The 14,513-nt window shown below is 45.0% G+C and carries 11 protein-coding genes; 10 read left to right on the forward strand and 1 reads right to left on the reverse strand.

Features of this window, described 5'->3' with window-relative positions:
• The first annotated feature begins 23 nt into the window (after window positions 1-23).
• Genes MHM87_RS00295 through pyrF form a run of 3 tightly spaced genes read left to right on the forward strand, consistent with a single transcriptional unit; the run spans window position 24 to window position 2,155 of the window.
• Complete coding sequence (locus MHM87_RS00295; RefSeq protein ID WP_014949639.1) at window positions 24-281, forward strand: lipopolysaccharide assembly protein LapA domain-containing protein; 258 nt, start codon at window positions 24-26, stop codon at window positions 279-281.
• Complete coding sequence (lapB, locus tag MHM87_RS00300; protein WP_014949638.1) at window positions 281-1,450, forward strand: lipopolysaccharide assembly protein LapB; 1,170 nt, start codon at window positions 281-283, stop codon at window positions 1,448-1,450. The genes MHM87_RS00295 and lapB overlap by 1 nt, the downstream gene beginning before the upstream one ends.
• Window positions 1,451-1,456: 6 nt before the next feature.
• Window positions 1,457-2,155: an orotidine-5'-phosphate decarboxylase gene (gene pyrF / locus MHM87_RS00305; protein ID WP_014949637.1), complete on the forward strand. Its 699-nt coding sequence runs from the start codon at window positions 1,457-1,459 to the stop codon at window positions 2,153-2,155.
• A 115-nt stretch (window positions 2,156-2,270) separates the two neighbouring features.
• Here pyrF and ald read toward each other — a convergent pair whose 3' ends face one another.
• On the reverse strand, window positions 2,271-3,404 hold the full coding sequence (gene ald / locus MHM87_RS00310; RefSeq protein ID WP_239257484.1) for an alanine dehydrogenase: 1,134 nt from the start codon (window positions 3,402-3,404) through the stop codon (window positions 2,271-2,273).
• Between the two features lie 185 nt (window positions 3,405-3,589).
• On the opposite strand from ald, the gene lrp reads away from it, so the two are divergent.
• From lrp to MHM87_RS00345, 7 genes are all read left to right on the forward strand, one after another.
• Entirely contained in the window at window positions 3,590-4,075 is a 486-nt protein-coding gene (gene lrp / locus MHM87_RS00315) for a leucine-responsive transcriptional regulator Lrp (RefSeq protein ID WP_014949635.1), read from the forward strand.
• A 284-nt stretch (window positions 4,076-4,359) separates the two neighbouring features.
• Window positions 4,360-7,155 carry a DNA translocase FtsK gene (locus MHM87_RS19945; RefSeq protein ID WP_239257485.1) on the forward strand — a complete coding sequence of 932 codons (2,796 nt, stop codon included), beginning with the start codon at window positions 4,360-4,362 and terminating at the stop codon, window positions 7,153-7,155.
• 16 nt (window positions 7,156-7,171) lie between these two features.
• Entirely contained in the window at window positions 7,172-7,996 is an 825-nt protein-coding gene (gene lolA, locus MHM87_RS00325) for an outer membrane lipoprotein chaperone LolA (protein ID WP_239257486.1), read from the forward strand.
• Window positions 7,983-9,290 carry a replication-associated recombination protein A gene (locus MHM87_RS00330; RefSeq protein WP_239257487.1) on the forward strand — a complete coding sequence of 436 codons (1,308 nt, stop codon included), beginning with the start codon at window positions 7,983-7,985 and terminating at the stop codon, window positions 9,288-9,290. Before lolA ends, MHM87_RS00330 begins: the two co-directional genes overlap by 14 nt.
• A 72-nt stretch (window positions 9,291-9,362) precedes the next feature.
• The gene (gene crcB, locus MHM87_RS00335; RefSeq protein ID WP_014949631.1) at window positions 9,363-9,746 is read left to right on the forward strand and encodes a fluoride efflux transporter CrcB; all 384 of its coding nucleotides are present in this window, start codon (window positions 9,363-9,365) and stop codon (window positions 9,744-9,746) included.
• A 10-nt stretch (window positions 9,747-9,756) separates the two neighbouring features.
• Window positions 9,757-11,058, forward strand: coding sequence for a serine--tRNA ligase (gene serS, locus MHM87_RS00340; RefSeq protein ID WP_239257488.1), 1,302 nt, complete (start codon window positions 9,757-9,759; stop codon window positions 11,056-11,058).
• Between the two features lie 496 nt (window positions 11,059-11,554).
• Window positions 11,555-14,488, forward strand: coding sequence for a TonB-dependent receptor (locus MHM87_RS00345; RefSeq protein ID WP_239257489.1), 2,934 nt, complete (start codon window positions 11,555-11,557; stop codon window positions 14,486-14,488).
• Window positions 14,489-14,513: the final 25 nt, after the last annotated feature.

The raw sequence follows: 14,513 nt of genomic DNA on the forward strand, positions 1-14,513 counted from the left end.
AATCAACAAAAAAGGGTTGAGTGTTGAAAGGGATCCTAACGTTTCTTATCATTTTGGTGCTGCTCGCGATCGCGTTTGTCATTGGCTCACAAAATGAAGCACAAGTAACAGTTAATTATTTAATTGCTCAGGCGAATCTTCGCTTATCGACGTTAATAGCGATAACACTTTCAATTGGCGTTGGTATCGGAATTTTGGTAATGCTAATGAGCTGGCTAAAATTACGTGTTCAGCTGATGTCTGCGCAGTCTAAAATACAGAGTCTGGAACAAGAACACTAATGCTCGAACTGCTGTTTCTCCTTTTGCCTGTTGCGGCAGGTTACGGCTGGATAATGGGCCGAAATAGTGTCCGTCAAGCGCAGCGAAAGCAGTCTAGCATTCTATCTAAGCATTATTACAAGGGGCTAAACTTCCTTCTCTCAGACCAACCTGATAAAGCAGTCGATACGCTAATCAAAATGATTAACGTGAATAGCGACACAGTAGAGACGCATATCGCGATGGGGAGTTTTTTCCGTCACCGAGGTGAAATAGACCGCGCAATTAAAGTCCACCAGAATTTAGTTAGCCGCGATGAGCTTCAACCTGCCCAACGAGAAAATGCACTGAGGGAGCTTGGTCACGACTACACACAAGCAGGCTTTCTAGAGCGTGCTGAAAATGCTTTTCTTCAACTGCTTAACAGCGATAAACACTACCTTGTAGCTCAACAGCAACTTTTCAGTATCTACCAGACCACGAAAGAGTGGGAAAGAGCCATAGAATTAGCCGAACGTATGGTGCAGTGTCATGGTGACAATGATGATTTGTGCGAACGCCTTGCACACTTTTATTGTGAACAAGCATCGGTTGAGTTGAAGAACGATAGCCAAGGGGCGGCATTGACCTTATTACAAAAAGCGGTAAACGCCGACGAACATGCGGTTAGGCCGTGGCTTATGTTAGGTGATATAGCGCTTGATCAAAAACGCTTTACTGATGCCAACGCGTACTTTACGCAAGTGGCCGAACGCGATATCAACTGGTTTAGCGAAGCGGTACCCAGTTTGGAAAAAATTGCTGAAGAAACTGACGACTGGGAAAGTTTTCAGAAGAACTTAGAAGCGCACTGGCAAGAGTGTGCTACGTCCTATTTAGCCATGGTTGATGTGCTTATGAAGCGCGGTGAAACGGCACAGGCGGCTGAATACTTACTTGAGCAACTTCGCAAACGCCCGACTATGCGCGGCTTTAAAACCCTTATGGGGCTTTACATTGACCAGCTTTCAGATAAAACCACGGCTGATAGCTTACGCTTACTTAAAGAATTGGTGGAAAAGCAAATGTTGCAGCGCCCTAAATACCGCTGTGGCAGCTGTGGCTTTTCCGGTCGAAAATTATATTGGTTATGTCCTAGCTGTAAAAAGTGGGGCGTAGTAAAACCTATCAAAGGGCTAGACGGAGAATAAAAGAACATGCATGACCCACGCGTTATTGTTGCATTAGACTATGACAATAAAGACACTGCATTGGCGTTTGTTGATAAATTAGATTCAAGCTTGTGCAAGCTAAAAGTGGGCAAGGAGATGTTCACCTTATTTGGACCGGAATTCGTAAAAGCGCTAATCGCTAAAGGCTTTGACGTTTTCTTAGATCTCAAATTCCATGACATTCCAAATACTGTAGCGAAAGCGTGTAGAGCAGCGGCGGAGCTGGGTGTATGGATGGTAAACGTACATGCATCGGGCGGCCTACCTATGATGCAAGCAGCTAAAGAGGCGATTGCAACAAGCAGCAACCCTCAAACTAAACTTATTGCGGTTACCGTTCTTACCAGCATGGATGAAGCGCAGTTGGCGGATGTAGTAAGCGGTGTGACACCAGAGCAACAAGTGCTGCGTCTGGCGGCACTAACAGAAAAAGCAGGATTAGACGGCATTGTCTGCTCAGCGCAGGAAGCCAGCGCATTACGCGAAAAACACAGCGACGATTTTCTGCTAGTTACACCAGGTATTCGCCCAGTAGGCGCAGATGCTGGTGATCAAAAGCGCGTCATGACGCCTCCCGATGCTATGAAAGCTGGCGTGAGCTATTTAGTTATGGGAAGACCTATCACTAAAGCGGAAGACCCTATTGCCGTACTGAAAGCAGTAAACGCATCAATAAACGGTTAGACTTATTTCAAATACAAAAAAGCTCGGATGTGATGTTCACATACCGAGCTTTTTTATTCCGATATTCTTATTCAAGGGTATGGCCACAGCCCTACCCGAGACTAATCTTTAGAAATTATTCGCCTTTAAGCGCTACTTCAGCTGGTGTATAGGTAAGGCCTAGTTCTTCACCTAGCGCGTCAACCACAGCTTTGTAAGTTACCTTACCTTCGTGCACGTTTAGGCCGTTAAGCAAATGCTTGTCTTCTAGCATAGCTTTCGCTGGGCCTTTGTTAGCTAGGGCTAGACCAAATGGCAATGTGGCATTGTTAAGTGCCATTGTAGAAGTACGCGCAACGCCACCAGGCATGTTTGCAACACAGTAGTGAACTACATCGTCAACAACATAAACAGGGTCTTGGTGTGTGGTCGCTTTCGATGTTTCAAAACATCCACCTTGGTCGATAGCAACATCGACAAGCACTGAACCAGGTTTCATTGCCTTAATTTGTTCGCGAGTAAGAAGCTTCGGAGCTGCTGCACCAGGAATTAGTACCGCACCAACAACAAGGTCAGCTTTTGAAGAGTAGTGCTCGATAGCGTCAACGGTTGAGTAAACCGTTTTTACTTGTCCGTTAAAGATATCATCGATTTGACGAAGGCGAGGAAGCGAGCGGTCAAGAATAGTAACGTCAGCACCAAGGCCTAGTGCCATTTTTGCTGCGTTAGTACCAACAACACCACCGCCGATAACCAGTACTTTACCTGGTGCTACACCCGGAACGCCACCAAGAAGTGTACCGCTACCGCCGTGTGCTTTTTCAAGGTAGTGCGCGCCAGCTTGAACCGACATACGGCCAGCTACTTCACTCATTGGTGCTAGTAGTGGAAGCCCACCGCGGTCGTCAGTCACTGTTTCATATGCGATACAAGTTGCACCAGATTCCACAAGCAGCTTTGTTTGCGTAGGATCAGGCGCTAAATGTAGGTAGGTGTATAGTGTCTGGCCTTTACGAAGCATTTTGCACTCGTTAGGCTGAGGCTCTTTAACTTTTACGATCATTTCTACTTCAGCAAACACTTGCTCAGCCGTTGATGCAATGGCTGCGCCTGCTTCGACATACATTTCGTTAGTGAAACCTATTGCGTCACCTGCGTTAGTTTCTACTAAAACACTGTGACCGTGGCTAACAAACTCTTTTACAGCTGCTGGCGTCAAGCCAACACGGTATTCGTGGTTCTTAATTTCTTTTGGTACACCAACTAACATGTATAGTCCTTAATCTTATACTGAGCTTCTAAGCGGCTCTGGTTGAACTTTTGATAAATAGTGTTCGGCTTTGAAGCACGTGAACATATTTGCGGAGTATACGTGATAAAAAAACGAACTATCTGCTGAAGAATGGGCGTTTGTAGCATATAATTCTCCTAAAAGATGCTTTTAAGATATTTTATATGCTGGTAAAGACACCAAAACACCTAGACCGAATAGACAGGAATATCCTGGTACAGTTACAGAAAAACGGGCGTATATCAAACGTCGAACTTGCTAAAGAAGTGGGATTAAGCCCCAGCCCTTGTCTTGAGAGAGTTAAGAGGCTGGAGGCTCAGGGCTATATAAAAGGATATCATGCTGTCGTTGACCCAGAAAAGCTCGGCGCGGCTATGCTTGTGTTCGTAGAGATTACGTTAACGAAAACATCGGTAGATATCTTTGCAGAATTTTCTGCTGCGGTAAAACTGCATGACGATATACAAGAATGTCACCTGGTGTCCGGAGATTTTGACTTCCTTCTTAAAGCACGCGTTGCAGATATGGGAAGTTATAGGAAATTATTAGGTGATACTTTACTGCGCTTGCCCGGAGTGAGTGAGTCGCGGACGTACGTTGTGATGGAAGAAGTAAAAAGTACATCGTCGCTGCGCATTAATTTGAAGTAATGAAAGCGTGGCTCAATAGCGTGGTTTTGTGGTAGGCTGTGCAAAAATACAGTGTTTGTGTTTTACCAAAGGATTAACAGCACGCTAAAGCACAGGGTAGGGGATGGGTGTATTAATTCAGTTGTGCGCTCAGTAACTTACCAAAAAGTAAATCAATAATAATTATGTAGGAATAGCAAAGAGTTCGCTAAGCTCTTTGTTGCGGTTAGTACTGCGGTTACCGCATAGCGTAAAAAGTTATCTGCGGTAATACATGCGATGGAAATTGAAGGTTTTTTAGGGTTATGGCGCGATTAACAGGGGTTCAGCGAGTGTGGGAAGCAGGTATGATTATCGCCTGTGTTTTCGCCTTCTTCTTATTGCTGGCACTAGCATCTTTTCATCCAGGAGACCCAGGTTGGAGTCAGGCTGGATTACAACTCGACGTTCACAACTGGGTTGGAGCAACAGGGGCGTGGGTCGCTGATCTTCTGCTATTCTCATTTGGTTTTTTAGCGTATTTGCTGCCTTTCGGCTCCGCCTTCTTAGGGTGGTTTCTATTCCAACACATTAAAGAACTCGATGAATTCGATTACCTTACTATTGGATTAAGAATTATCGGTGGGCTGTTGATGGCCCTCGGTGCAACGGGCATCGCCAGTATAAATTTTGACGACATCTACAACTTTTCAGCCGGCGGTTTTGTTGGCGACGTAATTAGTTCAGCGCTAGTGCCTTACTTCAATACCGCTGGCACAATTTTGCTACTTCTTTGTTTCTTCTGTACGGGCTTTACCTTACTAACGGGTATTAGCTGGCTCACTATTATCGACAGGTTAGGTGAAGGTACGCTGTGGTTAGGACGCAAGACTCTTTCAGCGCCTCAGAGTTTGTTAGCATTCGAAATGCCGCGACTAGCCCTAGCTAACAAATCGTCTAATCAAAGTGGCGACGAAGGTGCAGAGCTAGATATTACTAGTATGCGCGCTGAACCTTTGGCTTCTACTGCACAGACAAAACCATCACAGACACAGAAAACTACGCCATCACGCAGTGAGCCTACCTTTGGCATTGACGATGTAGATGATGAACCGCCGTTTTATACCTATGACGGAGACAAGTCTGTTCAATCTAATCCCAACGATACTGTCAACGCCGAGGAAGACGATGCGACATCAAGTGCAGATGTAGATGCAGCTGAGACGAAAAAGTCGTCGTTCTCATTGTCAGGTATGCGTAGTGCGGTTACTGGTAGCTTTAAAGACAAAGTGGGTTTGGGTAAATCGAGCCAAGATGACTCAGTTCAGTCAGAAGATGATAGCAGTCAACATGAGCATAAACACCAAGCGCAGCAAAGTCCGCATATTAACTTCGACGACTTAGAAGAGTTTGATGAAGACTTGCCTTACGAAACTGGAAGCAAGCCAATAACTTCTGCAAATAACAGCGCGCCATCTGTTGAAGGTAGCGAACCAAATACGGAAACGCTACAGTCGCAAACTGTTGAAACTCAGGGAGCAAGTCAAGGTGCTAACCAAGCATTTACGCCTGCTGCACTAGGTGCCAAACCCGTGAAGGCGAGGGCAGGTGAGTTAGATCCTGATTTACCACCTATGCCGTCCTTTGATTTACTTGAACGTGCCGACAAACATGAAAACCCGCTTACGCCAGAAGAGATTGAAGGTATTTCTCGTTTGGTAGAGGAAAAACTGGCTGACTTTAACATTGAAGCGACGGTGGTTGGCGTGTTCCCTGGCCCTGTTATTACCCGGTTTGAGCTTGATTTAGCACCTGGGGTAAAAGTGAGCAAGATCTCAGGACTGTCGAAAGACTTAGCCCGCGCTATGTCAGCTATCTCGGTGCGTGTAGTGGAAGTTATTCCGGGTAAGTCAGTAATTGGCTTAGAACTGCCGAATAAAAAACGTGAAATGGTGCGGCTGAGCGAAGTTATTAGCTGCGATACTTTTCAGTCTAATAAATCACCATTAACCATGGTGTTGGGCGCTGATATTTCAGGTCAGCCAGTGGTGGTCGATTTAGCCAAAATGCCTCACCTTTTGGTTGCGGGTACTACAGGTTCAGGTAAATCTGTAGGTGTGAACGTTATGATTCTTAGTTTGCTTTATAAGAGCACGCCAGAAGATGTTCGCATGATCATGATTGACCCGAAAATGCTTGAGCTTTCCGTTTATGAAGGCATACCTCACTTGCTTGCTGAAGTGGTTACCGACATGAAAGAAGCCGCCAATGCCCTTCGTTGGTGCGTGGGTGAGATGGAGCGTCGTTATCGTCTAATGAGCGCTCTTGGCGTGCGTAACCTAAAGGGCTATAACGCGAAAGTAGAAGAAGCTATTGTTAATGGCACACCAATAAAGGACCCACTGTGGAAGAATGAAGAAAGTATGGATGCTGAAGCGCCTGACTTAGCCAAACTTCCTGCTATCGTGGTAGTGGTCGATGAATTTGCCGACATGATGATGATAGTGGGCAAAAAAGTAGAAGAGCTTATTGCACGTATCGCGCAGAAAGCACGTGCTGCGGGCATCCATCTTATCCTTGCCACACAGCGTCCATCTGTAGATGTTATTACAGGTCTGATCAAGGCCAACATTCCAACCCGTTGTGCATTCCAAGTTTCTAGTAAAATAGACTCAAGAACCATTCTAGACCAACAAGGCGCAGAAACTTTGCTAGGGATGGGTGACATGCTTTATCTGCCTCCTGGTAGCCCTGTGCCAACCCGTGTTCACGGTGCATTTGTGGATGATCACGAAGTACATGCTGTAGTTGCAGACTGGCAGAAACGTGGTGAGCCTGAATACATTGATGAGATCCTGAATGGCGAAGCGACGGCTGAAGTCTTACTGCCAGGCGAACAGCCTGAGGGTGAGGATCAAGAATTTGATGCCTTCTATGATGAAGCCGTGGCGTTTGTTACTGAAACACGTCGAGCTAGTGTGTCGAGTGTGCAGCGTAAGTTTAGAATTGGTTACAATCGGGCTGCGCGCTTGGTTGAACAAATGGAAATGAGTGGTGTCGTAAGTGCACAGGGGCATAACGGGAACCGTGAGGTTCTTGCACCGCCGCCCCACAAAGAATAACGAATGGATTGAATAAATGAATAAAGCAGTTTCGGTTTATTTTGTGAGTGCATTGGTAACGGCAGGTACAGCAATGACTGCTGCTAACGCTGCGGTAGAATTAGGTACTACAGGTTCAAATATAGGCAACAACAATGCTCACGAGGTTGTCAGTGCTCATGACGCTAATCAGGCTAATGCCATAGTAAACACCAGTCAGCCCAAAACTTCATCGCTTATCAATGATTCTGCGAGTACGTCACTGCAGGCGTTGTTAAGCAATATGAAGCAGTTTCGCGCAAGTTTTGCGCAAACAGTAGTCGATGCACAGCAAAATGTCGTTCACGAAGCACAAGGCACGCTGACCATGACCCGCCCTAATAAGCTTCGCTGGGAAACAACGTTTCCTGATGAAACCCTTTTGGTTGCCGATGGCGAAGCGGTTTGGAATGTGGATACCTTTGTAGAGCAGGTGACAGTCCTATCTCAAGACAATGCGATTAAAGATAACCCTATTGTTTTGCTTACATCGACAGATGAAGCAACGTGGTCAAAGTTCTCTATCAGTCAATTAAATAGCGGTTCATCGGCTTTAAAACCTGAAAAGGGCGCGGCAGACAACATCAATGGTGTTAGCGCAACAAAAAGCTACCAAATCACGCCTAAAGAACAAGGCGGCCAAATCGCAACGCTTACATTAACCTTTAACCAAGACAGTGAACTCGCTTCGCTTAATATGCTCGATGCGCAACAGCAAATCAGCACTTTGGTGTTCAGTAATATTGAAACGCGTTTTCCAGTGCCCGCTGATACGTTCTCAGTTGATATTCCAGACAGCTTCATAATTGATGACCAGCGTTAATCAAGATTTCGCGCCCCTCGCGGCGCGAATGCGCCCGGTCACCATAGAGCAGTACAGCGGTCAAGAACACTTACTTGGCGAAGGTAAGCCTCTTCGTAAAATGTTAGAGGCGGGTCACTGTCATTCTATGATTTTGTGGGGGCCGCCCGGTACCGGTAAAACTACCCTTGCTGAACTCATTGCTCAATACACCAACGCATCTGTATTGCGTATTTCTGCGGTTACCTCTGGGGTAAAAGACATCAGAGCCGCCATGGATACGGCTGAAGAAAACGCCCGTTATAACCAGCGAACCTTGTTGTTTGTAGACGAAGTACACCGATTCAACAAAAGTCAGCAGGACGCGTTTCTTCCATTTGTTGAGTCTGGCGTTGTTACCTTTATTGGCGCAACGACAGAGAATCCCTCGTTCGAATTAAATAAAGCGCTTTTATCTCGTGTACGTGTTTATGTGCTAAAGACACTCGAACACGAAGCACTGTCTGAATTGGTTGAGAGAGCGCTAAGCGATACTGAAAAAGGTCTGGGTGACAGAGCCCTTGGTATTGAAGAAACAGCCAGAAACGCGCTTATCGATTTAAGTGGCGGCGACGCACGTCGTCTTCTCACCTATTTAGAGCTTGCTGCCGACTTCACCGGAGCATACGAAATAACCGTAAGTGATGTTGAGCATGCGGTAGGCGAGAAAGTTGCTAGTTACGACAATAAAGGCGACACCTTCTACGACCTAATCTCCGCGTTTCATAAATCTGTTAGAGGCTCAGATCCAGACGCAGCCCTTTACTGGTACGCAAGAATTCTTGATGGCGGGGGAGATGCGCTGTATGTAGGAAGACGTCTACTTGCTATCGCGTCTGAAGACATTGGTAATGCCGACCCAAGAGCAATGCAGCTTTGTATTAATGCCTGGGACACGTTTCACCGAGTAGGGCCTGCAGAGGGCGAGCGCGCTATTGCTCAAGCTGCGGTATATTGTGCGTTAGCTGCAAAAAGTAACGCGGTATATATGGCGTTTAACGAAGCAAAAGCATTGGCACGTAAAACCTCTGATGCACCTGTTCCCATGCATTTACGCAATGCGCCTACGTCGCTAATGAAAGAGCTCGGTCACGGCGATGGTTACCGCTATGCTCACAACGAGCCGAACGCGTTTGCCGCGGGTGAGTCTTACTTCCCAGAAAGCCTTACCGGAACTCGCTTGTATAACCCTAATGAACGCGGTTTAGAGAAAGCTTTGAAAGCCAAGCGTGAATTTCTCGATTCACTTAATGCGAGAAGTAACAATAAAAGGTAAAGTTGCAGACAAGTAACTCAACTAGTTCAGATTATATGAATTAGTTAATAAAAAATGCGCTAGGGAGTTTTCGTGCCTCAAGGGTTAGCTTTGTATTGTTTTATTGCCGCTGGCGGTGCGACCGGCGCCTGTTTACGCTATTTTGTTACCACAAGTGTTGATTCCTTATTTGGAAAACACATGCCGTTTGGTACACTAACGGTGAATGTGGTCGGGTCGTTTGCACTCGCATTACTGTACGGTTTTATCGAACGTCATGATTTAAGCGACTCTCCTTACCGAGCGCTTATCGGTGTAGGGCTATTAGGTGCCTTTACTACATTCTCAACATTTTCCGTTGAAACCTTAACTTTATTAGAAAACGGGTTGTGGCTTAAAGCCGCAGCAAATGTATTTCTTAACGTTGGCGCTTGCCTAATAGCAGGTTGGCTAGCCATTCAATTGATGAAAGGATAATTAGAAACACATGTTAGATCCAAAGTGTTTGCGAAGCGATATAGAACAAACAGCTAAGCGATTAGCTGCCCGTGGTTTTAACCTCGATGTAGCAGCTTTCAGTTCGCTTGAAGAAAAAAGAAAAACACTTCAGTCCAGAACACAGGATCTGCAAAACGAGCGTAACGTACGAAGTAAATCCATTGGTAAAGCAAAAGCGCAGGGCGAAGATATTGCACCGCTATTGGCTGAAGTGGGTAAGCTTGGTGACGAGCTTGACGCCGCTAAAGCGGAACTTAGCGAACTGTTGGAAGAAATTAACACCCTTACGCAAGGCATTCCTAATTTGCCGCACGAGTCTGTACCAGCGGGTAAAGACGAAGATGACAATGTTGAGATTTCTAGATGGGGCGAACCACGCACGTTTGATTTTGAAGTTAAAGATCATGTTGATGTGGCTGAAGGCTTAAACAACGGCTTAGATTTCGCCACCGCAAGTAAGCTTACGGGAAGCCGCTTTGTAGTGATGCGCGGCGATATTGCTCGCCTAAATCGTGCAATTGCTCAGTTCATGCTAGATACCCATACACAAGAGCATGGCTACCAAGAGATGTATGTGCCTTACTTGGTTAATGCTGACAGCCTTTATGGCACAGGTCAGCTGCCTAAATTTGGTGAGGATCTATTTCACACCAAGCCAGCAACTGAAGAAGGACAGGGGCTTAGCCTAATCCCAACGGCGGAAGTTCCGCTAACTAATATTGCACGCGATGAAATATTAGATGCGAAATCACTGCCTGTGAAAATGACAGCACATACGCCTTGCTTCCGCTCAGAAGCTGGTTCGTACGGTCGTGATACCCGGGGCCTTATTCGTCAGCATCAGTTCGACAAGGTAGAACTTGTACAGTTAGTTAAGCCGGAAGAGAGCTTTGACGCGCTAGAAGCACTTACAGGACACGCAGAAGTTATTCTTCAAAAGCTAGAATTACCGTACCGCAAAGTGTTGCTTTGTACTGGTGATATGGGCTTTGGTGCATGTAAAACCTACGATCTTGAAGTATGGCTGCCTGCGCAAAATACCTATCGTGAAATTTCTTCATGTTCAAACATGTTGGACTTCCAAGCACGACGCATGCAGGCTAGATTCCGTAACCCAGAAACGAATAAAACTGAACTTCTTCACACATTGAATGGTTCTGGTTTAGCGGTAGGGCGTACGCTTGTAGCTATTTTAGAGAACAATCAGCAGGCAGACGGAAGCGTTACGATTCCAAAGGCGCTTGTGCCTTACATGGCAGGCCAAGAGGTTATCACAGCGAATAGCGTGTAAATTTACTTTTCAGTTTAAATCACAACATTAATTTAAGTCTAATAGTTGCGACTTAATTAATAACAACCCGATATCTTGTGAAGAGTTATCGGGTTTTTTCTTTTTACATCGTTACTTCCATACCTATCAAAAAGTGACGTGTATAGTCAGCGCAAAATTATCTTTACACGTAATAATTTTATTATATAAACAGCATCTTATGGTTCATTTATTAGTGCGATCAAAGTTGTTTCTAAATGTAAATAAAAAGCGTTTTTCCTCTTAAATTACTTATATTTCAGTCACTAATGTCACAATTGACACTTTTAACTATATCTTATACTTTTGGCTAATGTTGCGCATTGCGTAACATTAATGAAATGTAAATCTCCCCAAGCTTCAAAAATGAAAATAGGTCGCATTTACATTTTACCTACATAAGAAAGCTTCATGGATAAACGGACTTACCCATCGGGTGTTTCTGTTTGTCCGGAAAGCAAATTTCCAGGGAATAGATATGGAAAATCGAAACACACTTAATAGATTATCTCAGGGGATAATCGTCGCACTTGGAATAAGTGCTACTCCTTTCGTTTCTGCTCAGGACACGGTAGAAAAAGACGCTGACACAGTAGAGCAGATCTCAGTGGTAGGATCTCGTATCCGCACAGACTCTTTTGCTAATGATACGCCTATAGACATCATTTCAGTTGCCGACGCCGAAGGTGAAGGTTTAAAAACACTTGGCGAGCTACTTCGTACAAGCACCGCTGCTTCTGGTTCAAGTCAAATCACTGCGGCACTTACCGTAGGCTATGTTACTGATGGTGGTACAGGTGCAGAAACGGTAGGTCTTCGAGGCCTTGGTCCAAATCGAACACTTATATTGTTAAACGGCCGTCGTGCCGGGCCCGCCGGTACTCGTGGTGGTGTTTCTGCATTTGATTTGAATAGTATCCCACTTTCAGCTGTTGAGCGTGTAGAGATACTGAAAGATGGTGCATCGGCGCTATACGGATCTGATGCGGTAGCAGGCGTAATTAATATCATCACTAAAAAAGGTGATGAGAAGACCATCAACGTTGATATTAGTCAGCCGATGGAATCTGGTGGTGAAGACCGTCGTGTTAACATTTCATTCGGTGAAGAATACTCTGAAGGCTCGTTTCGTGTAACCGCTGACTATCGTAAAGTGTCTATGCTTCGCCGTGGAGACCGTGACTACTTTAACTGTACTGAACGTCTTCAATTTAACCAAGATGGAACTCGTGCCGACCCAATTGACCCGCGCACTGGCGACTATCATTGTAGTGAAGCCGGTTATGGCCTGTGGCTTTCGGGTGGTGTTAATGATGCATATGGCCGTGGTTTGAACGCTGCTTATGACTACGACAACTTTTTTGCAAACAATGGTTTTGAGAGTTTTAATGATGCAAATGTAGGGTTCACTACACCGGAAGGTTGGTATCCGGTTTCTTTCAATGATAATTATGAAAGTGAAGGATGGTGGGACTTAAATCATCCATTCCTGGGGCAACAAACGGTAGTACCAGAAACACAGAATGCATCTATTTATGCAACCGGAGATTATAACTTATCAGATGGCGTAACACTTTACGGTGAGTTTATTTATAGTAAACGTAAAACAAAAACTGATGATTACCGCCAATTTTGGACGGCCGATATTCCGCGACTTCCAACTGATGTTTTAGATGGCTTTGATGGTAATGGTAGTGTAATGGCAGTAGCACTAACCGATCATTTCAGTTCTGAAATTGAAGTCGATTACACTAGAGGCGTAATCGGCGCTACCGGCGACATCGGTTTTTGGACCTGGGATCTTTCTTATCAATATAGCCACAATGACGGTAAATACGGTCAGGATATCATCTATGATGATGCAATGTGGATGGCGCAGAGCAATGCCTTTAATGGCGTAAGTTGTTCTGGAGAGGTAACAGAATTTAGCGGTAATACATGTGTTGATATTCCGTGGACAGATCCTAATTTTCTCTATGGTGATCGAACGCCTGCACAAGAAGCTTTTTTGTTCGGACGAGATAATGGAAAAACCACTTACGACCAACAAACGCTTGAAGGTTACGTGACGGGTGATCTTTTTTCTCTTCCTGCTGGTGAGGTTGGCGCTGCGTTTGGTTTCCAAATCCAGAAAGATGAAATTGAAGATACGCCTGGAGAGCACACGTTAAATGGCAACTCGTGGGGGCTATCTGGTGGTGGCATCACCGCTGGCGATCAGTTAACCAAAGCTATTTATGCAGAAGTAAAAATTCCACTTCTTGAAGGTATAACCGGCATAGAAAGACTAGATCTGACAGCCTCTGGTCGTTGGAATGATGTCGACACTTACGGCAACGACACCACGTTTAAGTTAGGTATGAACTGGTCTATTGTTGATGGTGTTAGTGTCCGTGCTAGCCGTGGTACTTCATTTAGAGCGCCGGCCCTCTATGAGCTTTATCTTGCTGAGCAGACGGGTTTTAGCGGTCAGTTATCTGTTGACCCATGTCTTGATTATGTAAGTGAATTTGAAGCGGGTAATATTACCGATACTGTTTTCGCGAATTGTCAGGCTGATGGCATTCCTGCTGATTATGATCAGGGCGGCAGTTCAGCTTTACTTATTACGAGCGGCGGTGAAGGGCGTCTTTCAGCGGAAACTTCTGTTGCAGAAGGCATCGGTCTTGTTTTGACCAGCCCCGAAGATACTTATGCTTTCTCTATCGATTATTTCAATATCGAGATCTCAAATGAGATAGACAACCTTGGTGGTGCTGATATTGTCGATCGCTGTTACGACTCTATCGATTTTGAAAATGAACCATTGTGTAATTTATTTACGCGTCGTAACGATAGTGAAACTAACGATTATGGTATAGATGTGGTTAACGGTGGATACGTAAACATCTCATATCAGCGTGTTCGTGGTGTAGATTATAATTTTACTTACGACGAAGAGTTCGATTGGGGTAATGTTCGATTCCGAGTAGAACATACAATGCAAATTGAAAAGTACGGTCTACTATTTGAAGATTCACCGTACAACAACGAAGTAGGCGAAAATGGTCTTCCTAAGCATACAGGTGTAGCTCGTCTTACCTATGGTAAAGATGACTGGAGTATAACGTGGACGGCCAGTTACTTTGACTCTACTAATGATTACGAGTACTACGGTAGTGAAACAAACACGACCACGCTGAATGATGAGACAGTAACATTTATTGACGAAACGAGGTGGACAACTTACCACGCGGTGTCTGGCTCATTTGCTTACGAAGATTTTGACGTCATCGTAGGTGTAGCTAATTTATTTGATGAAGAGCCTCCTCGTATTTCTGCGAGCGGATTTGAGTTGGGTAATGCTGCGCTATTTTCTCAATATGATTTTATTGGTCGTCGCGTATTTGCTAATGTTCGCTACAGCTTTTAATCTAGTGATTTGATTGTTTAAGCCC

Origin of the sequence: Alteromonas sp. Cnat3-28 (genome assembly GCF_022348265.1) — a bacterium.
Classification (GTDB): domain Bacteria; phylum Pseudomonadota; class Gammaproteobacteria; order Enterobacterales; family Alteromonadaceae; genus Alteromonas; species Alteromonas macleodii.

Coding starts and splice junctions, on each gene's coding strand:
- lapB (WP_014949638.1), top strand. CDS start 281: ATGCTCGAACTGCTGTTTCTCCTTTTGCCTGTTGCGGCAGGTTACGGC.
- pyrF (WP_014949637.1), top strand. CDS start 1,457: ATGCATGACCCACGCGTTATTGTTGCATTAGACTATGACAATAAAGAC.
- ald (WP_239257484.1), bottom strand. CDS start 3,404: ATGTTAGTTGGTGTACCAAAAGAAATTAAGAACCACGAATACCGTGTT.
- lrp (WP_014949635.1), top strand. CDS start 3,590: ATGCTGGTAAAGACACCAAAACACCTAGACCGAATAGACAGGAATATC.
- MHM87_RS19945 (WP_239257485.1), top strand. CDS start 4,360: ATGGCGCGATTAACAGGGGTTCAGCGAGTGTGGGAAGCAGGTATGATT.
- lolA (WP_239257486.1), top strand. CDS start 7,172: ATGAATAAAGCAGTTTCGGTTTATTTTGTGAGTGCATTGGTAACGGCA.
- MHM87_RS00330 (WP_239257487.1), top strand. CDS start 7,983: ATGACCAGCGTTAATCAAGATTTCGCGCCCCTCGCGGCGCGAATGCGC.
- serS (WP_239257488.1), top strand. CDS start 9,757: ATGTTAGATCCAAAGTGTTTGCGAAGCGATATAGAACAAACAGCTAAG.
- MHM87_RS00345 (WP_239257489.1), top strand. CDS start 11,555: ATGGAAAATCGAAACACACTTAATAGATTATCTCAGGGGATAATCGTC.